Below are 23597 nucleotides of genomic sequence, written 5' to 3'. Positions count from 1 at the left end.
GTTGAGCGAGCGGAGCGAGTCGAAACGCGCTCGACGACCGGGGGAGCGTTGCGGGCGGAACCGCCGCCTGACAGAATTACTGAACGATCGGTCTGCAACACGTTCGCGACGAAGCGGAAGGCCCCGGATGACCCGCTCACCCCTGCGCGTCGAGCACGCCGGCGACCGCACCGTCGTCACGCTCGACCGCCCCGAGGTGCGCAACGCCATCGACCAGGCCACCGTCGACGCCCTGCACGCCGTCTGTGACGACCTCGAGCGAAAGCCCCGCACGCTCATCCTCCTCGGCGCCGGCGGCGTCTTCGCCTCGGGCGCCGACATCGCCGAACTGCGCGACCGCCGCGCCGCCGATGCCCGCCGTGCCATCAACCAGGCGATCTTCCTGCGCATCCACGCCCTCCCCATGCCGGTGATCGCCGCGCTCGACGGCTACGCCCTGGGCGGCGGGGCCGAGCTCGCGTACGCCGCCGACCTCCGCATCGCGACGCCCGCGCTGAAGATCGGAAATCCCGAAACGGGCCTCGGCATCATCGCGGCCGCGGGAGCGACCTGGCGCCTCCCCGCGATCGTCGGCGAAGCACGGGCGGCCGAGATGCTCCTCACCGGCCGCATCCTCGACGCGGACGAAGCACTGTCGTGGGGACTCGTGTCGGCGCTGCACCCGGCAGACGGGCTGCTCGCCGCCGCGCACACACTCGCCGACCGCATCGCCCGCAACGACCCGCTCGCCACCCGGTACACCAAACAGGTGCTGCAGACCGAACCGCTCGACCAGCCCGCGCTCGTGAACGAGCTCCAGGCGGAGCTGTTCGAGAGCCCCGAGAAGATCCGACGCATGACCGCCTTCCTCGAACGGAGAGCCCGATGACGGATGCCGCAGACGCAGCGCCCCGCGACGGTTCGCCCCCTGGCCCCGGTCCCGTCGCGCCGCCCTCGCGGGTCGGCGTGCTCGGCGGAGGCCGGATGGGTGCGGGGATCGCGCACGCGTTCCTGGTCGCAGGATCCGAGGTGACCGTCGTCGAGCGCGATGCCGAGGCCGCCGAATCCGCGCGCGGTCGCATCCTCGCGAGCGTCGCCGATTCGATCCGCCGGGGGGCGACCGATCGCAGCCAGGCGGCGCTCGCCGCATCCGTCCATCTCTCCACCGACGTGAGCGACTTCGCCGGGGCGGGGCTCGTCGTCGAAGCGGTGCCCGAAGACCGCGACCTCAAGCGCGACGCGCTCGCGCGCATCGAGGCGGTCGTCGCGGGCGACACCGTGCTCGCAACGAACACCTCGTCGATCGGCCTCGCCGCCCTCGCCGACGCGTTGCGCGACCCCGCTCGCTTCCTCGGGCTGCACTTCTTCAACCCCGTGCCCGCCTCGCGCCTGGTCGAGATCGTCGTCGGCGACGCCAGCGCCGCCGGCGTGGTGGAGCGCGCACGCGGATGGGTCGAGACGCTCGGCAAGACGCCGATCGTGGTCGCCGACGCCCCCGGCTTCGCGTCCAGTCGGCTCGGCCTGGCATTGGCGCTCGAAGCGATCCGCATGGTGGAGGCCGGCGTCGCGAGCCCGGCCAACATCGACGCGGCGATGGAGCTCGGCTACCGCCACCCCGCGGGGCCCCTCCGCACCACCGACATCGTCGGACTCGACGTCCGCCTCGCCATCGCCGAAGAGCTGCACGCCACCCTCGGCGACCGCTTCGCCCCGCCCGACCTGCTGCGCCGCATGGTCGCCGACGGCCACCTCGGCCGCAAGACCGGGCGCGGCTTCTACGAATGGAGCTCCCCGTGACCGACATCCTGCCCAGTTACATCCGTGACGGCTGGTGGGTGCCGGCCGAGGATGAGGATGCCGCGGTCGTCCGCGACGCCTCGACCGGCGAGCCGGTGGTGCGCCTGAGCACCCGCGAGCTCGACGTCGCCGGGGCGCTCGAGCACGCCCGAACGGTCGGGCAGGAGAGCCTCGGCGCGCTGACGTTCCACCAGCGAGCGGTGCTGCTCAAGGAGTTCGCGCTCGTGCTGCAGGAACGCAAGGACGAGCTCTACGCTCTCTCCGAGCGCGCGGGCTCGACCCGGCGCGATTCGCTGAACGACGTCGACGGCGGCATCGGCGTGCTGTTCACCTACTCGTCGAAGGGGCGCCGCGAGCTGCCGAATGCGAAGGTCTACGTCGACGGGCCGGTCGAGCCGCTGTCGAAGGACGGATCGTTCCTCGGGCGGCACGTCTATACGCGCCTTCCCGGCGTCGCGGTGCAGATCAACGCCTTCAACTTCCCCGTGTGGGGGGCGCTGGAGAAGTTCGCCCCGGCCTTCCTCGCCGGTGTTCCCACCGTGGTCAAACCCGCCTCGCCGACGGCCTACATCGCCGAGGCGTGGGTGCGCATGCTCGTCGAGACCGGGCGACTTCCCGCCGGGTCGCTGCAGCTGGTGAGCGGGCCGGTGCCCGACCTGTTCGATGCGCTCCGGCTGGGGGATCTCGTCGGCTTCACCGGCAGCGCGACCACCGCCGCGCGCCTGCGCGCGCAGACGCCCGACGGGGTGCGGTTCACCTCCGAGACCGACTCGATCAACGCCTCGGTACTCGGCCCCGATGCCGCCCCCGGCACCCCGGAATTCGACGCGTACGTGAAGCAGCTGCTGGTCGAGATGACCACCAAGGCGGGGCAGAAGTGCACCGCGATCCGCCGCGCGATCGTCCCCACGGCGGCGGTCGACGCCCTGGTCGCGGCGCTGGGGGAGAAGATCGCCGAGCGGGTCGTCATCGGCGACCCGCGCGCCGAGGGGGTCACCATGGGGCCGGTGGTCTCGCGCGCGCAGCGCGACGAGGTGGTGCGGCAGGTGCGTGCGCTCCAAGACGCCGGGGGCCGCCTGCTCCTCGGCTCGCTCGAGGATCCGGGGGTCGTCCACGCCGACGGCTCTGTCGGGCCCGCACCCGAGGGCGCGTTCGTGGCGCCGATCCTCGTCGGGTTCGAGGATGCCACCGCGCCGGCCGTCCACGAGATCGAAGCCTTCGGACCGGTCGCGAGCGTGCTGCCCTACGCCTCCCTGGCCGAGGCCGCCGACCTCGTCGACCGCGGCGGCGGGTCGCTGGTGACCTCGGTCGCGACGAACGATCCGGATGTCGCGGTGGAGCTCATGACGCGGATCGCCGCCTTCAACGGTCGCGTCCTGTTCCTCAGCCGTGAGAACGCGCGCACCTCCACCGGGCATGGGGCTCCGGTGCCGCACCTGGTCCACGGCGGGCCGGGCCGCGCCGGCGGCGGGGAGGAGCTCGGCGGCATCCGGGCGGTGCTGCACCATATGCAGCGCACCGCGGTGCAGGGCTCGCCCGAGATGCTCACCGCCCTCACCGGTGTGTGGCACGAGGGGGCGGAGGCGCAGCCGGGCGGGGCCCATCCGTTCCGCAAGTCCCTCGCCGAGCTGCGGATCGGCGATCAGGTCGTGTCCGCGACGCGCGAGGTGGGCCTCGACGACATCGAGACCTTCGCGCGATTCACCGGCGACACCTTCTACGCCCACATGGACGAGGAGGCCGCCGCCGCCAACCCGTTCTTCCCGGGGCGCGTCGCGCACGGGTATCTCCTGGTGTCGTGGGCCGCGGGCCTCTTCGTCGACCCGGCGCCCGGCCCGGTGCTCGCCAACTACGGCCTCGAGAACCTGCGGTTCGTCACGCCGGTGTCGCCGGGCGATGAGATCCGCGTCATCCTCACCGCGAAGCAGATCACCCCCCGCGAGACCGATGAGTACGGCGAGGTGCGGTGGGACGCGGTCATCCGGAATCAACGCGACGAAACCGTCGCGACCTACGATGTGCTCACTCTGGTGGCCAAGGAGGGCGCGTCGGTGTGAGACGGATGCTGCAGCAGGACCGGGTCTTCGATGCCTTCGGGATGGAGGCGATCGTGGATGAGCCGGGGCGGGCGGTCATCCGGATGCGGGTGCGCGACGACATGACGAACGGCTTCGCCATCACCCACGGCGGCGTGGTGTTCGCCCTCGCCGACACCGCCTTCGCCGTCGCGTGCAACGAGCCCGACGGCGCCATCACCGTGTCGGTCGGCGCCGACATCGTCTTCTTCCGCTCCACGCGGCCGGGCGATGTGCTCACCGCGGAGGCGCGTCACCGCGTGACCCGGGGGAGGACCGGACTCTACGACGTCACGGTGACCGACGCCGACGGCGAGGTCGTCGCCGAGTTCCGCGGGCACGCGCGCCGCACCGATCGGCGTCTCGACGACGCCTGACGCGCGGCCACCGGCATCCCGGGTGGTTCGCCTGTCACGTTCCGCGGTCGGGCGTAGCCGATCGCGACAGGCGAGCAAGGGCAGTGTGGGCAGCTGGTTGCTGTCGGAGCGCCACCCGCCTAGAATTACTGAACGAGCGGTCTGTAAAGGAGTCGACGATGACGGACCTCACCGCCGAGGAGCAGCACTTCGACGCGCTCATCGCCGCCGATCAGCGCATCGAGCCGCGCGACTGGATGCCCGACGCCTACCGGCGCACGCTCATCCGCCAGATCTCGCAGCACGCGCACTCCGAGATCATCGGCATGCAGCCCGAGGGTGGGTGGATCACCCGGGCGCCGAGCCTGAAACGCAAGGCGATCCTGCTTGCGAAGGTGCAGGACGAGGCGGGCCACGGCCTCTACCTCTACTCCGCCGCGCAGACCCTCGGCATCACCCGCGACGAGATGACCGACCAGCTCATCGCCGGCAAGGCCAAGTACTCCTCGATCTTCAACTACCCCGCCCCCACCTGGGCGGACATGGGCGCCATCGGCTGGCTCGTCGACGGCGCGGCGATCTGCAACCAGGTGCCGCTCTGCCGCGCATCGTACGGTCCCTACGGCCGGGCGATGGTGCGCATCTGCAGGGAGGAGTCGTTCCACCAGCGGCAGGGGTTCGAGATCCTCCTCACCCTCATGCAGGGGACCGACGCGCAGCGGCAGATGGCCCAGGATGCGGTGAACCGCTGGTACTGGCCGTCGCTGATGATGTTCGGCCCGCCCGATGACGCCTCGCCCAACTCGGCGCAGTCGATGGCATGGAAGATCAAGCGGTTCTCGAACGACGATCTGCGGCAGCGCTTCATCGGGATGCTGGTGCCGCAGGCCGAGATCCTGGGTGTGACCTTGCCCGACCCCGAGCTGCGGTGGGACGAAGAGGCGCAGCGCTGGCACACCGGCGAGCTGGACTGGGACGAGTTCCGCGAGGTGCTCGCCGGGCGGGGTCCGCTCAACGCCGAGCGGCTGCGGCACCGCAAGGCCGCGCACGACGACGGTGCCTGGGTGCGGGAGGCTGCGGCGGCGTACGCGCAGAAGCGGGCGGGGGTTTCGACGCGGTCCGCCCGCTCGGCCACCGGGGAGGACGCTTCCCCCTCGACCACCCCGCCCACCGAACGCGAGGTGGCGTGATGCCGACACCGGGATCGTCCGACCGCGAGACCTGGCCCCTGTACGAGGTCTTCGTGCGCTCGGGCCGTGGCCTCAGCCACGTCCACGTCGGGTCGCTCCACGCGCCCGACCCCGAACTGGCCCTCCGCAACGCCCGCGACCTCTACACCCGCCGGGGCGAGGGCACGTCGGTCTGGGTCGTGCCCGCGGAGGCCATCACCACGAGCGACCCCGACGCGAAGGGCGCGTTCTTCGAGTCGGCGACGGGGAAGAACTTCCGGCACGCGTCGTACTACACCGCCTCCGAGGGGGTGCCGCACCTGTGACCGGTCCCCACCCGCACGTCGAGCCTCATCCGCACGTCGACGTGATTGAGCACGAGCTCGCCGCCGAGCTGCTCGGCGACGATGCGGCGCCTGCGTCGCGCGACGTCGCCGAATACGCCCTGTGGCTCGGCGATGACGCCCTCATCCTCGCGCAGCAGCTCATGCAGTGGGTGGCCCGGGCTCCCGAGCTCGAAGAGGATGTCGCGCTCGCGAACATCGCGCTCGACCAGCTCGGCCACGCCCGCTCGCTCCTCCGCTACGCCGGCACCGCCGACGGCCGAAGCGAAGACGATCTGGCGTTCTGGCGCGACGACCTGCAATTCCGCTGCGCGTGGCTCTTCTGCCAGCCGAACGGCGACTTCGCCCACACGATCGCACGCCAGCTCGTCGCCGCGACCTACCAGTTCGCCCTGTACTCCGCCCTGCAGTCGTCCGGCGACGCGACGCTCGCGGCGATCGCCGCCAAGGCGGTGAAAGAGGTCGAGTACCACCGCGACCACGCCGTGCAGTGGACCCTGCGGCTCGCGGGCGGCACGGACGAATCCCGACGCCGCATGATCGCGGCCGTCGCCGACGTGTGGCCCTTCGTCGACGAGCTCTTCCGTGACGAGCCCCTCATCGACCAGCTCGCCGGCGTCGCGGTGCGGCCGTCAACGCTGCGCGACGAGGTCGACCGGGTGCTCGACGCCGTTTTCACCGAGGCCGAGCTCGACCGCCCTGACGTCGCGCCTTCGAGCGGAGGCGGCCGCCGCGGCATCCCGTTCCCCACTCTCGGCGGGATCCTCGCCGAGATGCAGGTGCTCGCCCGTGCCCACCCGGGAGCGACCTGGTGACCGAATATGCCGCTGTCCGCGACACCGCCGGCACCCGCCCCGCGCCCGACCTCGCGACCGCCCGTCGCATCGCCGGAGCGGTGGCCGATCCCGAGGTGCCGGTGCTCACCATCGCCGACCTCGGCATCCTCCGCGACGTCGCCGTCGACGGTGACGCGGTGACCGTCACCCTCACCCCCACCTACTCGGGATGCCCCGCGGTCGACGCCATCCGCGACGATGTCGTGCTCGCCCTCACCCAGGCGGGATTCACCCGGGTCGACGTGCGCCTGACGCTCGCCCCCGCGTGGACGACCGACTGGATGAGCGAGGACGGCAAGGCCAAGCTCCGCGCCTACGGCATCGCGCCGCCCACGGGCCGGGCTGCGGTGCGCGGTCCCATCCCCGTGACGCTCGGCGTGGCGTGCCCCCGCTGCGGAACGCTCCGCACGCGCGAGGTCTCGCGCTTCGGGTCGACCGCGTGCAAGGCGCTGTACGAGTGCCAGGAGTGCGGTGAGCCGTTCGACCACTTCAAGGTGCACTGAGGAGCCGGCCCGTGACCACCGCCCGCGCGACCGACGCGGTCGCCGAGACCCTGCTCGCCAACGCCCGCGGCGGTGACGGGACGCGCCGCCGCGCGCGCTTCCACACCCTCGACGTGAGCGGGGTTCGCCGGCTCACCGACGACGCGGTCGAGGTGACCTTCGCCGTGCCGCCCGAGCTCGACGACGAGTACGCATTCCTCCCCGGCCAGCATGTCGCCCTGCGCGCACATCTCGACGGCGAGGAGGTCCGCCGGTCGTACTCGCTGTGCCGACCGCCGACCCGAGGGTCGATCAGCGTCGCGATCAAGCGCGATGCGGGCGGACGGTTCTCCACGTGGGCCCAGACCGGCCTCCGGCCGGGAGACCGCATCGACGTGATGAGCCCGCAGGGCTCGTTCACGTCGTCGCTTGCAGACCTCGACGGCGCCCACGTCGCCGGGATCGCCGCGGGGTCGGGCATCACTCCGATCATGGCGTTGGCCACCGCGGTGCTCGGGCGATCGGGGTCGTCGCGCTTCACGCTGGTGTACGCCAACCGCTCATCGACCGACGTGATGTTCCTCGACGATCTCGCCGACCTCAAGGACCGGTATCCGACGCGTCTGGCGGTGCACCACGTGTTCTCGCGCGAGGAGCGGGCAGCCCCTCTGCTGTCGGGGCGCCTCGACGACGACCGCATCCGGGGTCTGCTGTCGCACGTCGTTCTCCCCGAGACCGTCGACGAGTGGTTCCTCTGCGGACCGCTGGAGCTGGTCGAGCGGTGCCGCACGGCATTGACGGATGCCGGGGTGCCGCGCGAACACGTGCGCTTCGAGCTCTTCACGACTGGGACCGAGGGTGCTGCGGGGGTGTCCGTCGCCGCCGCCGCCGCGCCGCGCCCGCGAGCGCGTGCTCGTGCGGACGAGCCCGTGCGCCGGATCGATCTGCGGCTCGACGGACAGAGCGCGAGTGTCGCGTCGCCCGTCCACGCCCGTGAGACCGTGCTCGCCGCGGCGCTGCGGGTGCGTCCCGACGCGCCGTACTCGTGCTCGGGCGGTGTGTGCGGGACGTGTCGCGCCCGCCTCGTCGACGGCGCGGTGACGATGGACGAGAACTACGCCCTCGAGCCCGACGAGATCGCGGCGGGGTACATCCTCACGTGCCAGTCGCGGCCCACCACCGAGCGGGTGGTCGTCGACTACGACGTCTGATCGCCGTTCGTTAGTCGCCGGTGTACGCCTTCGGGCTTCTCGCCCGTGCATATGCGACGACCGAGTGGGGGGCTCGAGTGCGGGCCCCGCCCGCGGGCGCCCGGCGTGCGGGCGCCCCGCCCCCGACGTGCGGGCGCCCGGCGTGCGGGCGCCCTCCCCCGACGTGCGGGCGCCCGGCGTGCGGGCGCCCCGCCCCGACATCCCTCGTGCGGGCGCCCCGTCCCCGACATCCTTCGTGCCGGCGCCACGAGTGCGGGTGCCCGGCTGCGGGTGCCCCGCCCCCGACATCCCTTTCGTTCGTCGCATATGCACGCCTTCGTGCCCCGTGGGCGTACGTATGTGACGAACGAGCGGCAGAGGGCCCGGCGTTCGGCGAAGGATGCTGCGGCGCGGGGTCAGCTCGTCGGTGTCCGCCGACTACGCGGCAACGCACCGCCGCGCGCGCCGCGCGCGCCCGTCACTCCGCTTCGTTCGTCGCAGATGTACGCCTTCGGGCCCCACGGGTGTACGTATGTGACCAACGAGCCAGGGGCGGGTCCGCCCTCCCGCGCGGGGCGCGGCGTCAGAGGAGCTCGGCGCGGGCGCGCAGCGCCGCCGCGCCGAGCAGCGGGCCGTCCGCCGACAGCCCCGACGGCCGCACCGCGACGGGTCGGGTGCGCGGGAGCGCCGTCCACCGGGCGACAGCCGCGCCCACGAGGTCGAGGTAGTCGGGGCGCACCCGCGAGAACCCGCCGCCGATAGCGGCGACCTCCAGGTCGAGCAGCGCCGACACGCTCGCGATCGCCTGCCCCACGGCCTCGGCCGAGCGCCGCGTCGCGGCCTCGGCGACCGGATCACCCGCAGCCACCGCGGCCGCCAGCTCTTCCCCCGTCTCGCCCCGCCACCCGCGACGCTGTGCCCACGCGACGGTCGCGGGGCCTGACGCGGTCTCCTCCAGCGTCGTCCCCGCGCCGCCGCCGCCCCCCGCGCCCCCCGCGCGCCCCGCATCTTCGTCAGGGTCGACGACGTGGATCTGACCGATGTGGCCCGCGTTGCCCGTCGGCCCGGAGAGCAGCCGGCCGTCGACGATGAGACCCCCACCGACCCCGGTCGAGACCACCATTCCGAGCGAGCACGTGGCGCCGCGCGTCGCGCCGAGCCAGTGCTCGGCCAGCGCGATGCACGTCCCGTCCAGGCGCAGGGTCGTCGGGGCCTCGGCGGTGTCTTCGACGACGTCGCGCAGCGGGAAGTCCCGGATCCCGGGCATGTTGAGCGGGCTGACCGTGCCGCGGGTGAGATCGATCGGCCCCGCAGCCCCGACCCCCGCGCCGACCACCCGCGCCGGTGTCGCCGCCAGCGCGGAGGACACCAGCGATCGGATGACACGGGCCAGCGTGTCCGCCGCGACGCCGCGTCCGGTGGGTTCCCGGTGTCGCGAGCCCGGAACAACGGTTCCTGTTCCGCTCCCCGCGTCGACGGCGATGAGCGCGGCTTCCGCCTTCGTGCCGCCGAGGTCCACTGCAAGGATCACATCACCCGTCACCCGAGAAACGCTATCGCCCTGGGCATATGCTTTAGTCGCTAAAGTAAAAGCATGACCACCATCGCCCTCTTCGGTGCAACGGGCAAGACCGGTCGCCGCGTGCTCGACCGAGCGCTCGCCGCCGGTCACACCGTCCGCGCCCTCGTTCGAGACCCTCATGCCCTCCTCACGACCTCCCCGCGCCTGACCGTCGTCCCCGGCGACGTCCGCGACCCCGCCTCCGTTGCCGAGACCGTGCGTGGAGCCGACGTCGTCCTGAGCCTGTTCGGACAGGTCAAAGGCTCGCCGCCCACCCTCCAGACCGACGGCACCCGCGTGATCGTCGACGCGATGCGCGAGGCCGGCGTCCGCCGCATCGTCACCCTCTCGGGCGGCGGGCTCCGCGACGACGAGCACGATCGCCCGAAGACGGCGGACCGGGTCATCCGATTCCTCCTGAAGACGCTCTCGGGTCCCGTGCTCGCCGACGCGGAGGGGCATCTCAAGGTCCTGCAGGCATCGGGACTCGACTGGACCGTCGTGCGCGGTCCGCGCCTGACCGAGAGGCCCGGCGTCGGCAGCTACCGCGTCGGATGGGTCGGCGTGAACGCCAGCACGCAGATCAGCCGCGACGACCTCGCCGACTTCATCCTCACGCAGGTCGATGACCGCACGTTCGTCGGGACGATGCCGTTCGTGAGCGCATGAGGACGGATGACCGCGACGCGGCCATCAGCAGGGTGCTCGAGGGGATCGTGGCGGCGCGACGATTGCTGGGTGACGCCCGGCGGCGGCCGTTCGCCGCGCTGATGCTCACCAGCTCGCAGCTCGAGGCGCTCTTCCTCCTCTCGCACGCGGCTGAGCCGGTCACCCCGGGGCTCATCGCGCAGCGGCTCGGCATCACCGCCGGCGCCGTCACGCAGCTGGTCGACAGGCTTCGCGAGGCCGGTCTCGTCGAGCAGGCGCCGCATCCCCATGACGCGCGCTCCCGCGTCATCCGACTTTCATCGATCGCGCGTGCGGAGGTCGATGTCTTCGAGGGCGGGGTCATCGCCGAGATGCGCCGGCACTTCGGCGGCCTCTCCGACGCGGACATCGTGCAGCTCGGCGCGCTGCTCTCGCGCGTCGGCGACGACGTCGGCGCCGGCGTCACTCGGCCGCGCGAGCGGTGACGCGCTTGCCGGCTGACGATGCCTGCATCGCCGCCTCGAGCCACGACCACAGCCGCTCCTGGCGGCCGGTGTCGAACGTGATCGCCTCGGCACGGGTCTCACGCCGGATCTCGATGTCCACTTCAGCCACCTGGGCACCTTCTGGGACCTCTCCAGCGTCGTGTTCAACGGCACGCTCATCGTCGGGGGCCTCCTCGTCACCGCATTCTCCGTCTATATCGCCCACGACCTCGCCGCGGTCGCCGGGGCCGGAGGCCTGGACGCCGGGGCGCGATGGCGGGCCGTGCCCACGCTCTTCGTGGTGATGGGCATCATGCTCGCGGGCGTCGGTGCGGTGCCGGTCTCGCTGAGCCTGCTCGTCCACAATCTCTGCGCGATGGGGCTCGCGGCGATGTTCCTCGCCCTGGTGTTCGCCCTCATCTTCGGCTGGATCGCGGTGTTCATCCGCTTCCTCACCGCCGACCGGCCGGTCGAGGCCGACGACGCTCTGGCATGAACTCCGACGGATCGCGGGTTCGATGCATCCGTTCGACCCCCGGGGGCCGAACAACTCTGTGACGGGGTCGATGGTGTCCGCCGGGCCGCCCCGGTTCGGCGGCGGTGGAAGGGGATCGCAATGGCGAAGAAGCTGACGGAGGCCACGGTCGTCGAGTACGACCGCACCGGTGACACCGACGTGCTGCAGGTGCGCACCACCGAGCTCCGACCGCCCGGCCGCGGCGAGGTCACCGTGGAGATCATCACCGCGGGGATCAGTCACATCGACGGCTTCATCCGCAGCGGACGTGAGGATGCTTTCGCCGACGACCCCTTCCCGCGGCGTTCGGGAAGCGACTTCGCCGGCACGATCGTGGCCGTCGGCGAGGACGTCCATGGCTTCACGCGGGGGATGGATGTCGTCGGGCACGTGCGCGCAGGAGCCCACGCCTCGGCGATCACGGTGCCCACGACGATGCTGGTGAAGAAGCCGCGCACCGTGTCATGGGAGGCCGCCGGTGGGCTGTTCCTCGCGGGCGCGACGGCATTGGATATCCTCGATCAGGTGCGCGTCGGCGAGGGGGACACCGTCGTGGTGTCGGCCGCGGCGGGCGGCGTCGGGAGCATCGAGGCGCAGATCGCCCGCTTCCGCGGCGCGACGGTCATCGGCACGTGCGGTGACCGCAACTTCGACTACCTGCGCCAGCTCGGCATCAAGCCGGTGCTCTACGGCCCGGGCATCGCCGACCGCATCCGGAAGGCGGCGGGGAAGCCGGTCACCGCCATGATCGACAACTTCGGGCAGGACGGCCGGGCCCTCGCCGAGGATCTGGAGGTGCCGGCGTCGCGCTACCGGTCCAGCGAAGACCGACGGGATGCCGAGGTGCGGTTGCTGCGGGACGACCCCGAGTCGGTCGCGCAGGCCACATCGCTCCTGGAGAGGGTGGCGCAGCTCGCCGAGAAGCGCGCGTTCACGCTGCTCGTGTCGGGGCTCTACTCTCTGGCCGACGTCGCCGAGGCGTACGCCGACCTCGGCAAGCTCCACGCCCGCGGCAAGGTCGTGCTGGCCACCCGCCCCGTCACCACGGTGCGGACGCTGAAAGCCCGTGACGTATGGGAGGCCGCGGGCTGATCCCGCTGCTCATGCACGATCGCGGTGCGCGCGACTGACCCACTGGGCGTAGGAGCGCCAGGGGTCGGCGCTGCCGGGCAGCGCGCGGATGTGCGCGAGCAGTTCGGGCCCCGAGGTGAACCATTCGCCGCCCTCGCGCAGGTGCGCGAACAGTTCGTGCCGCGCGCGTTCGATGCGCCGATCGCCGGGCTCGAAGGCGAGGAGTTCGTCATGCCTGATCGCGCGGAGACGCGCGCGGGGCTCGCGGGTCGTGCCGATCTTCACCCGATCGGCGTACCCGAGGTAGTAGACGATGTCGACCCGCGGCGCGGGGAGATCGGGATCGGGCGCGTCGCCCACCCGCCACTCGCAGGCGGCGCAGTACCAGGCGCGGTCGCGGCGGACACCGTGGTGCTCGCCGCACAGGACGCACGGCCCCGGCATGACGCGTCTGATCCCCACGGCGCCAGGGTACGGCGGGTCTCCGACACGCCCTCCCACATCACCGCAGGCACCCGCCCAGACACGACCCTAGACACCGAAACAGGCGTGACAGCCGGCCGTGTCGGAGGCCCGGGCTAGCGTCACGCTCATGGCCGAAAGGGTGGAGCTGTGGTGGGCGAGGCGTCAGTTCTCCCGCGGCGCAGAGGTGCCCTACGCCGTCGGCACGTACCGCGAGGCATGGGCCGCCTACCCCGTCGTCGCGCGGCAGTACCACCCCGACCTCAACGGCGGGATCGCGCTGTCGCAGATCCCGCCCGCGGCGGACGTGCTGCTGCGGTGGCAGTGCGACGCCGGACACCTCTTCGCCGCGACTCCGACCGAGCAGCGAAGTCGGCCCGGTCGGGTGCGTCGGAAGTCGTCATGGTGCCCCGAATGCCTCGCCGGGGCGACGGGTCGCGGTGCATTCCCGGCGCTCGCGCTTCCCGCGCCGGAGGAGAAGTTTCCCGCACAAGAGGCGACACCGCCCCCGCCGTCGCCGCGTCGCACCAGTCCAGCCCGGCGGCTCTGCCAGAAGACCCCCGACGTGCCGTCCGGTGCCTCCTTCACGAGTGTGTGCGCGCCGAAACCGGCCTCGGCAGCCGAAGCGCTCCTGCACGAACGGGTCTTCGGCGCTCTCGCGGTGACCCGGGGTCACACCGCGGTCCGTGTCTCCCGCCCGTTCTTCGAGCACCGGGAGGTCTGGCCCGACCTGGTCCTCCCCGAGCTGCGCATCGCGGTCGAGTACGACACGATCGGCCGGTTCGGACTCGAGCACGTCGGCGCCCGCGAAGAGGCCGACCGCCGGAAAGACCGCCTGCTGCGCGAGGCCGGATGGGAGGTCGTGCGCCTGCGGACGGGGAAGCTCGAGATGCTCGGTCCGCACGATCTCCGCATCACCACGATCGGGCCGCGGACGGTCGGGCTGCTGCTCGACGCGTTCCGCGGCATCCGGGGCTCCCTTCTCATCGATGCCTATGCGACGTGAGGGGCGTCTTCCCTTTGCGCATATCCCGTCGCCACTCGGACGAGCCTGCCCCGCCCACCACGTCTACGGCGAAGAGATCTTCACCACCGGCTTGACCACTTCGCCGGACAGGCTGTCTGCGATGGCCGTTTCGATCTCGGAAAGCTCGTAGTAGCGGACGAGCTCATCGAAAGGGAACCGACCCTGCTGGTAGAGAGAAATGAGCGCAGGGATCAGTCGCCTGCTGTCGCCGCTGCCGCCGAGGGTGCCGACGATACGCTTGCCCCACAGCGCAGGCTGGTGCTCGACGGAAAAGGACGAACCCGCGGGCGCGCCGCCGACCAGGATGCATGTGCCGAGCATTCCGATGAGCGACACGGCCTGTTCCACGACACCGATGACGCCCGTGCACTCGATCACATAGTCCGGCGTCCCACCGCACGCCGAGATGATCGCGCTCTGGACGTCTTCCTCGCGACCGGAGACGGTGTGGGTCGCGCCGTAATGTCGCGCGAGTTCCAGACGCGACTCGTGCAGATCCACCGCGACGATGGTCGTCGCCGGTGAGTTGCGGGCAGCCATGATCGCGGCCAGACCGACCGCACCTGCTCCGAAGACGACGATCGACTCGCCGACATCCGGACGTGCCGTGTTCAACACTGCTCCCGCTCCGGTTGCGATTCCGCAGGCGAGCGGGCCGAGCAACTCGAGCGGCACGCCGGGGTCGACGCGCACGAGCGACGACGCCAGGGCGATCGAGTACGTGGCGAACGACGACTGCCCGAAGAAGTGGCCCGAAACGGGAGATCCGTCGAGGCGGCGGTAGGCACTCGAGCCGGCGAGTGGGCCTGTGAACCGCGCTCCCGAAGCGACCGCCGGACCCAGCAGATCGCAGTACCTCGGCTCGCCGCGGAGGCAGTTGCGGCACGAACCGCACGAGGGCCATCCCATCACGACGTGGTCTCCGATCTGGAGATCGGCGACGCCTTCACCCACCGCATCGACGACCCCAGCGCCCTCGTGCCCGAGCACCCCAGGGAGTGGGAGAGGAAGATCACCGTCCCGAGTGATCGTGTCGGTGTGACATACGCCGGTCGCGACGAGCCGCACCCGAACCTCTCCCGGGCCCGGCTCTTCGAGCTCGAGCTCCTCGAGCCGTATGTCGCCGCGGATATGGTCAGCGACAGCAGCTGTGATTCTCATCTTTGATCTCCGTCCTTGAAGCGCCCCATTCGATCGTCGAACCCGACCGCCTCAGGAGGGCATCGCTTCGAGTTCGAACATACTCAGTGCGAGCCTTCTCGGGGGAAGGAGTGCGACGTCAAAGAGGGACGCGCGGCTGGCGGGTGCCCGCCTGGCGAGGGGGCCGCGCCGTGATCGACGGGGCTCACCGCCCCTGCAGGATCTGCCGCCAGTTCAGCGGAACCCGCCCCCGGGGTCCCGGAGCGGGCTGATCGTCGGGATGGCTCATGGGCGGCGCAAGCGCGGGGCCGTCGATCATCGTCTCGTCGACGTAGTCCCAGAACCAGTCTTCTCCGGGCTCGAAGCTCTGGATGACGCGGTGCCCCGTCTCGCGGAAGTGCGCCGTCGCGTGCCGGCCGAGGGAGTCGTCGCAGCATCCGATGTGACCGCAGGCGGCGCATCGCCGCAGGTGCACCCACCAGCCGCCGTCGGCAAGGCACTCCGCGCACCCGTCGCCGCTCGGCACCGCCTGCGGATCGATCGTCAGGTCGCTCATGCGGTCTCCTCTTCGTTCCGTAGGTCTCTCAACCGGCCAGGGCCCGATGCACCGATGCGACGGCGCTGGATCCCTCGCCGACGGCCGCCGCCACTCGCTTCATCGACCCGCGTCGCACATCGCCGGCGGCGAAGATGCGCGGGAGCGAGGTCTCGAAGGGCAGGGGTTCGCGCCCCATCGCCTGCCACCGCGTGAGCGACTGCACGGTGATGTCGGTGCCCGTCCGGACGAAGCCGTCGTGGTCGCGATCGAGGTCGGGGAGCCAGGATGTCGCGGGGTCGGCGCCGATGAAGCAGAACAGGCCCCGGGCGTCGACCTCGCCCACACTGTCGATGGCGACCTTGCGAAGACCGCGATCGCCGTCGAGGCCCGTGATGTGGGAGCGGGTGTGGATCTGCACGCGGGGATCGTCGGTCAACCGATCGACGAGGTAGCTCGACATGCGTGTGGAGAGGTCGTCGCCGCGCACGACGAGGTGCACGGGGCATCCGTTCGACGACAGATAGAGCGCAGCCTGCCCGGCGGAGTTGGCGCCGCCGACGACGACCACGGGCGACTCGGCGACCTGCCGGAGCTCGAGCGGGGTCGCGGCGTAGTAGATGCCGGAGCGTTCGAAATCCTCCCAGCGGTCCAGCTGCAGACGGCGGTAGCTGGCACCGGATGTCACGATCGTGCTGCGGGTGCGGATGCGCCTTCCGTCGGCGAGGGTCACGTCGAGATCGTCGCCGTGCGGCTCGAGGGCGACCGCCTCGCAGGGGGCGTAGACGCGCACACCGAACTTCAGCGCCTGGAGGGTCGCCTGACCGATGAGGTCGCCACCGCTCACGCCGAACGGGAAGCCCAGGAAGTTCTCGATGCGCGACGTCGCCGCCGCTTGGCCGCCGGGGGCGACGGCGTCGAGCAGGACGGTCTCGAGGCCCTCCGAGGCGCCGTAGATCGCCGCCGCGAGTCCCGCGGGGCCGCCGCCGACGACAACGAGATCGACCACTTCATCCGCCTGGCCCTGGTAGCTGAGCCCCAGGCGATCGGCGACCATTCCCGGCGTCGCCCGCACGATGGGCTCACCCTGGATGAAGGCGACGGGGAGGTCGTCCGCGGTGAACTGCAGGGTCTTCCCCGACGTCTCCGCCTTCAGGACCTCGTGATCGGTGACCGCATGAGCGGCGTGGATCAGGTCGATGCGTTCGGCGAAGCGGCGGAGCGCCAGGAACTCGCTCGAACCCTCCCGTCCGAGGAACTTCAGCGTCCACGCGGCCGAGCCACGGCGAAGGCTCTCCCGACGGGCCCAGAGCGCGTGGAGGATGATGTCGCACAGCTCGTCGTCCTCGTTCATGATCCGTCGGAGTTCCGAACGGGGGAGGAAGTGCATGCGCCCCGCCTCCGACACACGCGCGGAGAGGAACGCCGCCTGACCGTTGAGCAGGCCGAGCTCGCCGACGATGGCGCCGGGGCCGACGGTGGCGAGGATCTCCTCGTCGGCCCAGGCGAGGGCGTCGCGAACGATCTCGACCTCGCCGGTGGCGACCAGGACCATGGGATAGTCGCGTTCGCCCGAGCGGAAGACGTAGTCCCCGACGGCCACATCGCGCGGCTCGGCGGCGGAGGTGAGGCGCTCCCACTGGGAGTCGGTGAGGGTGGGTGATTGGACAGGGTCGAGATTCGGACCGGCCATGCCCAGAAGGTTACTCAGCAGACGCGTCGGCGCGAGGGGTCGCGGGCTGTTCCGGTGACGCCTGCAGCGAACGGATGAGGGTCTGCGCGTCATACGGGCCGTGGTGCCGCCTCCCGTTGAGGAAGAAGGTCGGCACCGAGGAGATGTTCATCGCCTCGGCGTCGAGCATGTCATCGCGGACGCGCGCGGTCACCTCGGGCGCGGTCAGGTCGCGCTCGAAACGCTCGACATCCAGGCCGAGCGAGGCGGCGAGCCGAACGATGTCGGAGGGGAGCTGATGCTCCTGGTCGGAGAACAGACCCCGCTCGAACTCGAAGAACCTCCCCTGCAAAGCTGCCGCCTCCGACGCTTCGGCGCCCGCCAAGGCATTGGGATGCTGCGTGGTGAGCGGCGCATGTCGCCACACGTATCGGAGCTGGTCCCCGAGCTCGCGCCGGACCTCCTCGATCGACCCCGAGGCCTTGAGGCAGAACGGGCACTGAAAGTCGCCGTACTCGACGATCTCGTAGGGGGCCTGCATCGACCCGAAGATGTGATCGCGTCGCGGGTCGACGGGACGGACGAGGGTCTCACCGGTCTGCACGTCGGGGTGCAGAGCGTCGGAGACGCGGAAGACGATCGTGGCGACGACGAACGCCAGGACCGAGGCGGCGAGCACGCCGACCCGCGCCTCGTTCTGGGCGACCTCGTCATCGATGGCGAGGTCGACGATGAAGAGGGAGATGGTGAAGCCGATGCCGCACAGTGGTGCCCCGCCGGCGATCCGATCGAGGGTCAGGCCCGGCCCGAAGTCGCCGATCTTCAGCAGCCGGAGCATCGCCGATGAACCGAAGACGCCGAGGAACTTGCCCGCGACCAACCCGATGACGATGCCCCAGGTGAGGGCCGAGGTCATGGCGCCCGCGAGGATCTCGGGTGTGAGCTCCACGCCGGCGTTCGCGAGCGCGAACAGCGGCAGGATGACGTACGCCACGTACGGCGCATAGGCGGACTGCAGGCGCTCGTTGATCGAGATCGACTCGCGCAGGCTGTTCGCCGCGGCGCGGGCGTACTCGGTGTTCGGCGATTGGCGGAACGTGCGCGCGAGGTCGAGCGCATGCTCCACGTCGCGCCGGTTGGGCCGGTAGACCGGGACGAGGAGGGCGATCGCGACGCCGGCGAGGGTCGGGTGCACACCGGAGGCGAGGAACGCCAGCCACACGATGATCGCGAGGGTGGCGTAGACCGGACCGCGACCGGACGGCAGGTAGCGGGTGAAGTACACGCCGACCAGACCGACCGCGGCGATCAGGAGCGGCAGCGGGGTGAAGTTCTCGGTGTAGACGAGCGCGATGATGCTGAGGGCGCCGATGTCGTCGACGACCGCCAGCGAGAGCAGGAAGATCCGCAGTCGCCCCGGGATCCTCGGACCCACCAGTGCGAGGGCGCCGACGAGGAAGGCGGTGTCGGTCGAGATGACCACCCCCCAGGCGTGGGCGTATCCCGAGGGGAGGGCGATCCAGAAGAACAGCAGGGCGGGAACGATGAGACCCGCGAGTGCCGCGACGACGGGCACCAGTGCGCGAGACCAGCTGGTGAGCTCACCGATGGCGAACTCGCGCCGCACTTCGAGGCCCACGGTGAAGAAGAAGATCGCCATCAGGGCGTCGTTCACGAGCGCATGGAGGGTGAAGTCGAGTCGGATGTCGCCGAGCCCGACCGTCAGCTCCATCTCCCAGAACGCCTCGTAGGCTCCGTGCGCCACATTCGCCCAGACGACGGCCACGACCGTGGCGATGAGAAGCAGCAGGGCCGCAGCCCGGTTCTGCCCGATCGCCCCGATCTTCTCCGCGATGGAGTGCCGCCGCCGCGGACGGGGTGCGCGCTCGGGGGACGGGGCGTCGGAGGTGGTGGATGCGCTCATGGTCGGACCCGGCACATGCTAGACCACCCGCGCGTCCGGCACATCACATGGCGCGTTGCGCGCCGCCTCTGTTGCAACGTTGTATATTCCGCAAGCGTTCGTGACGCGGGGAGGATTCTCAATGGTCGAGCGCAGGGTGACCCTTCGCGACGTCGCGCAGCGCACCGGCGTGTCTGTGACGACGATCTCCAAAGTGCTCAACGGCGGCAGCGACGTCTCGCCCCAGACCCGGGCTCTCGTCGAGGACCACCTCGACCGGAGCGGCTACCGGCGCCGGCTCGCCCCGGTCGGCACCGGGTATCTCCAGGTCGTGGTCCCCAATCTCGCCGGTGACTGGGTGTCGGGGATCGTCTCCGGCATCCACGACGCGGCCGCGCGCGCATGCCACGGCCTCTCGCTCGTCGTCAACGACGACCGCGAGGGGGCCGATCCCGGATGGGTCGACGAGGCTCTTCGGCGCAACGCGATCGCGGTCGTCGTGCTCGTGGACGCCGTGCCGGAGGCGTCGCGTGCGCGACTGCGCGCCCGCGGCATCCCGTTCGTCCTCATCGATCCCGCCGGCGATCCCACCCCCGATGTCCCCGCGGTGTCGGCGGCGAACTGGTCGGGTGGGCTCGAGGCAGCCCGCCACCTGCTGGGTCTCGGCCACCATCGGATCGCGGCCGTCACCGGCCCGGCGACCTCGCTTCCCGCCATCGCGCGCGTCGACGGCTTCCGTGCCGCGATGACGTCGGCGGGGAGGACGGTGCGTGAGGACTGGGTGCGGTTCGGAGACTTCTCCGCGGAGTCGGGCGAGCGCGAGGCGCGATCCCTGCTGGCCGCGGACGAGCCCCCGACGGCCATCTTCGCCGGCAGCGACATGCAGGCCGTCGGGGTGCTCGACGCCGCGGCCGCCGCAGGGGTCGCCGTGCCCGGGGAGCTCTCCGTCGTCGGGTTCGACGACCTGACCCTCGCCGGCTACGTCCGGCCGCGCCTGACGACCGTCCGCCAGCCGCTGCGCGAGATGGCGGCGCAGGCGACCAAGACCGTGCTCGAGCTCGTCGCCCACCCGCGTCTCGAGCGGCCGCGCATCGAGTTGGCGACGCGGCTGGTGGTCCGTGAGTCGACCGCGCCCCCGTCGCGCTGACCTCGCGAAAACTCTTGCTTTCGCGTTCTGTTAACGGTAACACTTAAGCACTCCCCAGGAGCGGCAGCCGTCTTCACAGCCGACAGCGGATGCCGCGCCCTCTCGTCCGGACCGACCGAGACAACCCTTGATCATCCATAAGGTGAGCGCTAACTTCTTAATGCGTTACCGCTCACAGTAGACGTTGTGTGCAGCGGTGACCCCGACGTCGCCGCCAGCGAAGGAGCTGAAATGACGCGTGACAGGGTGACCCCGACGGTGGATTCGACGCGCCGTCCGCGGCGACGGCTGCTGGCCGTCATCGCCGCCGGCGCAGTGATGGGAGCGGGCATGCTGCCGATCGGACACGCGGCCGCGGCCGCCGAGGAGTGGAATCCGGAGTCGTCGTACACCTCCACCGACAACGGCGACGGGACATATCGCGTGCCCCTGCTGAACTCCGATGTGCCGGATGTCTCGGTGGAGCGCATTCCCGCCGCCGAGAATGACGAGGGCCGCGACCTCTACTACATGATCAGCACGACCATGCACCTGAGCCCCGGGGCTCCGATCATGAAGTCGTACGACCTCGTGAACTGGGAGATCGTCAACTACGTCTTCGACCGGGCGAACATCGGCGACGACTTCTCGCTGCGAAATGGCCAGACCTCGTACGGCCAGGGCCAGTGGGCCTCGTCGCTGCGCTACCACGACGGGCTCTGGTACGTCGCGTTCAACACCAACAACCTCGGCGGGTCGTACCTTTACACCACCGACGACATCGACGACGGCTCGTGGGATCGCATCTCGCTCGGACGCTCGTACCACGACCCCTCGCTCTTCTTCGACGTCGACGGGACGCCCTACATCTTCTACGGCTCGGGCTCCACCAGCGCCGTGAAGTACAGCGCCGACTTCTCGACCGTCCTCGCGGAGTACCCGCAGATCATCCGTCCCGCCGACTACCCGAACGCCCCGGTGGGGGGCCTGTTCGAGGGTGCGCAGGTCACGTACATCGACGGCACGTACTACATCGTCATCATCACCTGGCCGTCCGGGCAGGGGCGGCAGGTCGTCCTCTTCCGGTCCGACGAACTGCTCGGACGCTACGCCACGGCGGACGGGACGAACCCGTACGAGGCCAAGGGCGTTCTCAACTCCAACGGCTTCGCACAGGGGAGCCTCGTCCCGATCGCTCGGGAGGATGGCGGCACCGACTACTGGGGCATGTTCTTCCGCGACACGTTCCCCATCGGCCGTATCCCCGCGCTCATCCCCGCGACCTGGGGTGAGGACGGGTGGCCGGTCTTCGGCAACAACGGCAGCGTGCCCGTCGGGGGAGCGTTCGAGAAGCCGATCGCGCTCAGCCCCGAAGAGGAGCGGCTGGAGCGGCTGAAGTCGGTCGTCGCGTCGGACGACTTCGCCAATGACGCGCCGGAGCGGGCGTACATGGACGAGGACTGGACCATTCCGCCGGGACCGAACGTCGACGAGACGCTTCTCGGGGTGGAGCTGGTGCAGAACGGCGGCTTCGAGAACGGCACCACCGGGTGGATCGTCAACGACACCGCCACCCTCACCGCGTCGTCCGACGCCGCCACCGGGGCGGGGGCCGTACAGGTCACCGCACGCCAGACCACCGGGTCGGGGCCTGCGCAGGACATATCCGGGAAGCTGCAGCGCGGGGTCACCTACGACGTCACCGCGAAGGTGCGCTACACCGACCCGCTCGCCCCGGCGACGAAGCAGTTCTTCGTCACGGCCCGCTACGGCGCCGGCACGTTCACCAACCTCGCCACCGTGACCGCGCAGCGCGGGCAGTGGGCGACCATCACCGGATCGTTCACCGTGCCGGCGAACCAGAACGTCGACACCGCCCGGATCTTCGTCGAGACGCCCTACACGCAGAACCCGCAGGCGAACCCCTCGCAGCACCTCATGGACTTCGTTGTGGACGACGTCTCGGTCACGGGTCGTCCGCTCACGCAGGAGTCGCCGCACCCCGACGAGATCGCCCCGAACGGCTCGCGGCTGGCACTGCAGTGGCAGTGGAACCACGCGCCCGACAACCGCTACTGGTCGCTCACCGACCGCGACGGCTGGCTGCGCCTGACCAACGGCAAGGTCGTCACCGGTGACACCCGTCACTACAAGCTCGCGGGCGACGATGAGGCGACCTACCTCGAGGAGGCGCGCAACACGCTGTCGCAGCGCACCTTCGGTCCGAGCCAGTCGGCGGAGATCTCGATGGACATCTCGGCGATGAAGGACGGGGATGTCGCGGGGCTGGCGGCCTTCGGCCGCAACTTCTCCTACGTCGGCGTCAAGCGCGTCGACGGGGTCAACACCGTGGGCGTGGTGAACCGCACGACGCCGTTCACCGCGACCATCGACCAGGACGCGGTCGAGACGTTCGTCCCCGGGACGACGGCGGTCCTCGGTGATGCGACGCAGGTGCACCTGAAGGCCGATCTGGACTTCGCCAACCCCTCCGGGCAGCTGTGGACCACCTTCTCGTACAGCCTCGACGGACTCAGCTGGACGCAGCTGGGCAACCGGGTCGGCCCCCTCACCCTCGACGGTGCGCTGACCCACTTCATGGGGCACCGGGTCGGGCTGTTCAGCTACGCGACCCAGGCCACCGGCGGCTACGTGGACATCGATCACTTCCTGCTCAGCGACGTGCGGTCGGCCCAGAACCTGCCGCTGGACACCACGGCGCTCGACGCCGCGATCGCCCACGCCGCGACCCTCGACGCCGCCGACTATCCGGCCGCGGACTGGCAGGCCATGCAGTCGGCCCTCGCGTGGGCGGAGGCTGCGGCCACCGGACCGGTGGGCACGCAGAACCAGATCGACGCCCCCGAGCGAGCCCTGAGCCTCGAGCTCGCCCGACTCGGTGTCATCCGGTCAGCGCCCAGCGTCGAGATTGATCTCACCGCCGCGACCCGGTGTGCGGCCGGGAAGGTGCAGGTGACCGCGCTCGTGTCGAATCCGAACGACGTGCCCGTCCAGGCGGTCGTGGCCTCGCCGTTCGGCACCAAGACCTTCGCCGCCGTGGCCCCCGGGAAGTCCGCGACCCACGCCTTCACCACCCGGCAGGCCGCGATCGACGCCGGCGAACTGACGGTGACGGCGACGGCTGAGATCGACGGAGAACCGGTCGCCAAGACGATGACCGCCGCCTACGCCGCGCGCTCGTGCGGCTGAGGCCGACCGGCG

General features: G+C 70.9%; 24 protein-coding genes. 17 read left to right on the top strand and 7 right to left on the bottom strand.

Going from position 1 to position 23597, the window contains the following annotated elements; genetic code table 11:
* Positions 1–127 precede the first annotated feature (127 nt).
* The 9 genes from MA875_RS08175 to paaE all read left to right on the top strand — a co-directional run bounded on the left by MA875_RS08175 (position 128) and on the right by paaE (position 8249).
* Positions 128–868, top strand: coding sequence for an enoyl-CoA hydratase/isomerase family protein (locus tag MA875_RS08175; RefSeq protein ID WP_248241628.1), 741 nt, complete (start codon positions 128–130; stop codon positions 866–868).
* The gene (locus MA875_RS08170; protein ID WP_282448805.1) at positions 865–1776 is read left to right on the top strand and encodes a 3-hydroxyacyl-CoA dehydrogenase family protein; all 912 of its coding nucleotides are present in this window, start codon (positions 865–867) and stop codon (positions 1774–1776) included. Before MA875_RS08175 ends, MA875_RS08170 begins: the two co-directional genes overlap by 4 nt.
* Entirely contained in the window at positions 1761–3833 is a 2073-nt protein-coding gene (paaZ, locus tag MA875_RS08165; RefSeq protein WP_372492551.1) for a phenylacetic acid degradation bifunctional protein PaaZ, read from the top strand. Before MA875_RS08170 ends, paaZ begins: the two co-directional genes overlap by 16 nt.
* Positions 3834–3838: 5 nt before the next feature.
* Positions 3839–4228, top strand: coding sequence for a hydroxyphenylacetyl-CoA thioesterase PaaI (gene paaI, locus MA875_RS08160; protein ID WP_248241693.1), 390 nt, complete (start codon positions 3839–3841; stop codon positions 4226–4228).
* 158 nt (positions 4229–4386) lie between these two features.
* Positions 4387–5397: a 1,2-phenylacetyl-CoA epoxidase subunit PaaA gene (gene paaA / locus MA875_RS08155; protein WP_248241626.1), complete on the top strand. Its 1011-nt coding sequence runs from the start codon at positions 4387–4389 to the stop codon at positions 5395–5397.
* A complete protein-coding gene (gene paaB / locus MA875_RS08150) occupies positions 5397–5702 on the top strand; it encodes a 1,2-phenylacetyl-CoA epoxidase subunit PaaB (RefSeq protein ID WP_248241625.1) in 306 nt (101 codons plus the stop codon). Before paaA ends, paaB begins: the two co-directional genes overlap by 1 nt.
* Positions 5699–6535 (top strand): 1,2-phenylacetyl-CoA epoxidase subunit PaaC, encoded by an 837-nt coding sequence (paaC, locus tag MA875_RS08145; protein ID WP_372492550.1) that lies wholly within the window; start codon positions 5699–5701, stop codon positions 6533–6535. The genes paaB and paaC overlap by 4 nt, the downstream gene beginning before the upstream one ends.
* Positions 6536–6603: 68 nt before the next feature.
* The gene (paaD, locus tag MA875_RS08140) at positions 6604–7059 is read left to right on the top strand and encodes a 1,2-phenylacetyl-CoA epoxidase subunit PaaD (RefSeq protein ID WP_248241691.1); all 456 of its coding nucleotides are present in this window, start codon (positions 6604–6606) and stop codon (positions 7057–7059) included.
* Between the two features lie 11 nt (positions 7060–7070).
* Positions 7071–8249 (top strand): 1,2-phenylacetyl-CoA epoxidase subunit PaaE, encoded by a 1179-nt coding sequence (gene paaE, locus MA875_RS08135; RefSeq protein WP_372492549.1) that lies wholly within the window; start codon positions 7071–7073, stop codon positions 8247–8249.
* 562 nt (positions 8250–8811) lie between these two features.
* Here paaE and MA875_RS08130 read toward each other — a convergent pair.
* Positions 8812–9771, bottom strand: coding sequence for an ROK family protein (locus MA875_RS08130; protein WP_248241624.1), 960 nt, complete (start codon positions 9769–9771; stop codon positions 8812–8814).
* Positions 9772–9822: 51 nt separating this feature from the next.
* Between MA875_RS08130 and MA875_RS08125 the strand changes: the two genes are divergently transcribed.
* Positions 9823–10458 carry an NAD(P)-dependent oxidoreductase gene (locus tag MA875_RS08125; protein ID WP_248241623.1) on the top strand — a complete coding sequence of 212 codons (636 nt, stop codon included), beginning with the start codon at positions 9823–9825 and terminating at the stop codon, positions 10456–10458.
* On the top strand, positions 10455–10922 hold the full coding sequence (locus MA875_RS08120) for a MarR family winged helix-turn-helix transcriptional regulator (protein WP_248241622.1): 468 nt from the start codon (positions 10455–10457) through the stop codon (positions 10920–10922). The genes MA875_RS08125 and MA875_RS08120 overlap by 4 nt, the downstream gene beginning before the upstream one ends.
* Here MA875_RS08120 and MA875_RS08115 read toward each other — a convergent pair.
* Entirely contained in the window at positions 10900–11052 is a 153-nt protein-coding gene (locus MA875_RS08115; protein ID WP_248241621.1) for a hypothetical protein, read from the bottom strand. The genes MA875_RS08120 and MA875_RS08115 overlap by 23 nt on opposite strands.
* 30 nt (positions 11053–11082) lie before the next feature.
* On the opposite strand from MA875_RS08115, the gene MA875_RS08110 reads away from it, so the two are divergent.
* Together MA875_RS08110 and MA875_RS08105 are read left to right on the top strand one after the other, a co-directional pair.
* The gene (locus MA875_RS08110) at positions 11083–11418 is read left to right on the top strand and encodes a hypothetical protein (protein ID WP_248241620.1); all 336 of its coding nucleotides are present in this window, start codon (positions 11083–11085) and stop codon (positions 11416–11418) included.
* Between the two features lie 120 nt (positions 11419–11538).
* The gene (locus tag MA875_RS08105) at positions 11539–12531 is read left to right on the top strand and encodes an NADP-dependent oxidoreductase (protein WP_248241619.1); all 993 of its coding nucleotides are present in this window, start codon (positions 11539–11541) and stop codon (positions 12529–12531) included.
* A gap of 9 nt (positions 12532–12540) precedes the next feature.
* On the opposite strand, the gene MA875_RS08100 is transcribed toward MA875_RS08105, so the two are convergent.
* On the bottom strand, positions 12541–12972 hold the full coding sequence (locus MA875_RS08100) for a GIY-YIG nuclease family protein (protein ID WP_248241618.1): 432 nt from the start codon (positions 12970–12972) through the stop codon (positions 12541–12543).
* A 130-nt stretch (positions 12973–13102) separates the two neighbouring features.
* Here MA875_RS08100 and MA875_RS08095 point away from each other — a divergent pair, with 130 nt between their 5' ends.
* Positions 13103–13978 (top strand): zinc-ribbon domain-containing protein, encoded by an 876-nt coding sequence (locus MA875_RS08095; protein ID WP_248241617.1) that lies wholly within the window; start codon positions 13103–13105, stop codon positions 13976–13978.
* Between the two features lie 63 nt (positions 13979–14041).
* On the opposite strand, the gene MA875_RS17785 is transcribed toward MA875_RS08095, so the two are convergent.
* Complete coding sequence (locus tag MA875_RS17785; protein ID WP_248241689.1) at positions 14042–15028, bottom strand: NAD(P)-dependent alcohol dehydrogenase; 987 nt, start codon at positions 15026–15028, stop codon at positions 14042–14044.
* Here MA875_RS17785 and MA875_RS17780 point away from each other — a divergent pair.
* Positions 14915–15166 carry a hypothetical protein gene (locus MA875_RS17780; RefSeq protein ID WP_248241695.1) on the top strand — a complete coding sequence of 84 codons (252 nt, stop codon included), beginning with the start codon at positions 14915–14917 and terminating at the stop codon, positions 15164–15166. The genes MA875_RS17785 and MA875_RS17780 overlap by 114 nt on opposite strands.
* 178 nt (positions 15167–15344) lie before the next feature.
* On the opposite strand, the gene MA875_RS08080 is transcribed toward MA875_RS17780, so the two are convergent.
* Genes MA875_RS08080 through nhaA form a run of 3 tightly spaced genes read right to left on the bottom strand, consistent with a single transcriptional unit; the run spans position 15345 to position 19270 of the window.
* Positions 15345–15695 carry a UBP-type zinc finger domain-containing protein gene (locus tag MA875_RS08080; protein ID WP_248241616.1) on the bottom strand — a complete coding sequence of 117 codons (351 nt, stop codon included), beginning with the start codon at positions 15693–15695 and terminating at the stop codon, positions 15345–15347.
* A gap of 28 nt (positions 15696–15723) precedes the next feature.
* Positions 15724–17367, bottom strand: a complete 1644-nt coding sequence (locus MA875_RS08075; RefSeq protein WP_248241615.1) for an FAD-dependent oxidoreductase — start codon at positions 17365–17367, stop codon at positions 15724–15726.
* 10 nt (positions 17368–17377) lie between these two features.
* Positions 17378–19270: a Na+/H+ antiporter NhaA gene (gene nhaA, locus MA875_RS08070; RefSeq protein ID WP_248241614.1), complete on the bottom strand. Its 1893-nt coding sequence runs from the start codon at positions 19268–19270 to the stop codon at positions 17378–17380.
* Positions 19271–19391: 121 nt separating this feature from the next.
* On the opposite strand from nhaA, the gene MA875_RS08065 reads away from it, so the two are divergent.
* Together MA875_RS08065 and MA875_RS08060 are read left to right on the top strand one after the other, a co-directional pair.
* Entirely contained in the window at positions 19392–20396 is a 1005-nt protein-coding gene (locus tag MA875_RS08065; protein WP_248241613.1) for a LacI family DNA-binding transcriptional regulator, read from the top strand.
* 231 nt (positions 20397–20627) lie between these two features.
* Positions 20628–23585: a beta-xylosidase family glycoside hydrolase gene (locus MA875_RS08060; protein ID WP_248241612.1), complete on the top strand. Its 2958-nt coding sequence runs from the start codon at positions 20628–20630 to the stop codon at positions 23583–23585.
* Positions 23586–23597 lie beyond the last annotated feature (12 nt).

The organism is Microbacterium kunmingense (genome assembly GCF_023155745.1).
Classification (GTDB): Bacteria; Actinomycetota; Actinomycetes; order Actinomycetales; family Microbacteriaceae; genus Microbacterium; species Microbacterium kunmingense.
This window is presented reverse-complemented; position numbering and strand designations above follow the sequence as displayed.

Coding starts and splice junctions, on each gene's coding strand:
- nhaA (WP_248241614.1), bottom strand. CDS start 19,270: ATGAGCGCATCCACCACCTCCGACGCCCCGTCCCCCGAGCGCGCACCC.
- MA875_RS08120 (WP_248241622.1), top strand. CDS start 10,455: ATGAGGACGGATGACCGCGACGCGGCCATCAGCAGGGTGCTCGAGGGG.
- paaZ (WP_372492551.1), top strand. CDS start 1,761: ATGGAGCTCCCCGTGACCGACATCCTGCCCAGTTACATCCGTGACGGC.
- paaA (WP_248241626.1), top strand. CDS start 4,387: ATGACGGACCTCACCGCCGAGGAGCAGCACTTCGACGCGCTCATCGCC.
- MA875_RS08075 (WP_248241615.1), bottom strand. CDS start 17,367: ATGGCCGGTCCGAATCTCGACCCTGTCCAATCACCCACCCTCACCGAC.
- MA875_RS08105 (WP_248241619.1), top strand. CDS start 11,539: ATGGCGAAGAAGCTGACGGAGGCCACGGTCGTCGAGTACGACCGCACC.
- MA875_RS08125 (WP_248241623.1), top strand. CDS start 9,823: ATGACCACCATCGCCCTCTTCGGTGCAACGGGCAAGACCGGTCGCCGC.
- paaB (WP_248241625.1), top strand. CDS start 5,397: ATGCCGACACCGGGATCGTCCGACCGCGAGACCTGGCCCCTGTACGAG.
- MA875_RS08080 (WP_248241616.1), bottom strand. CDS start 15,695: ATGAGCGACCTGACGATCGATCCGCAGGCGGTGCCGAGCGGCGACGGG.
- MA875_RS08095 (WP_248241617.1), top strand. CDS start 13,103: ATGGCCGAAAGGGTGGAGCTGTGGTGGGCGAGGCGTCAGTTCTCCCGC.
- MA875_RS08065 (WP_248241613.1), top strand. CDS start 19,392: ATGGTCGAGCGCAGGGTGACCCTTCGCGACGTCGCGCAGCGCACCGGC.
- MA875_RS08175 (WP_248241628.1), top strand. CDS start 128: ATGACCCGCTCACCCCTGCGCGTCGAGCACGCCGGCGACCGCACCGTC.
- MA875_RS08170 (WP_282448805.1), top strand. CDS start 865: ATGACGGATGCCGCAGACGCAGCGCCCCGCGACGGTTCGCCCCCTGGC.
- paaI (WP_248241693.1), top strand. CDS start 3,839: ATGCTGCAGCAGGACCGGGTCTTCGATGCCTTCGGGATGGAGGCGATC.
- MA875_RS08060 (WP_248241612.1), top strand. CDS start 20,628: ATGACGCGTGACAGGGTGACCCCGACGGTGGATTCGACGCGCCGTCCG.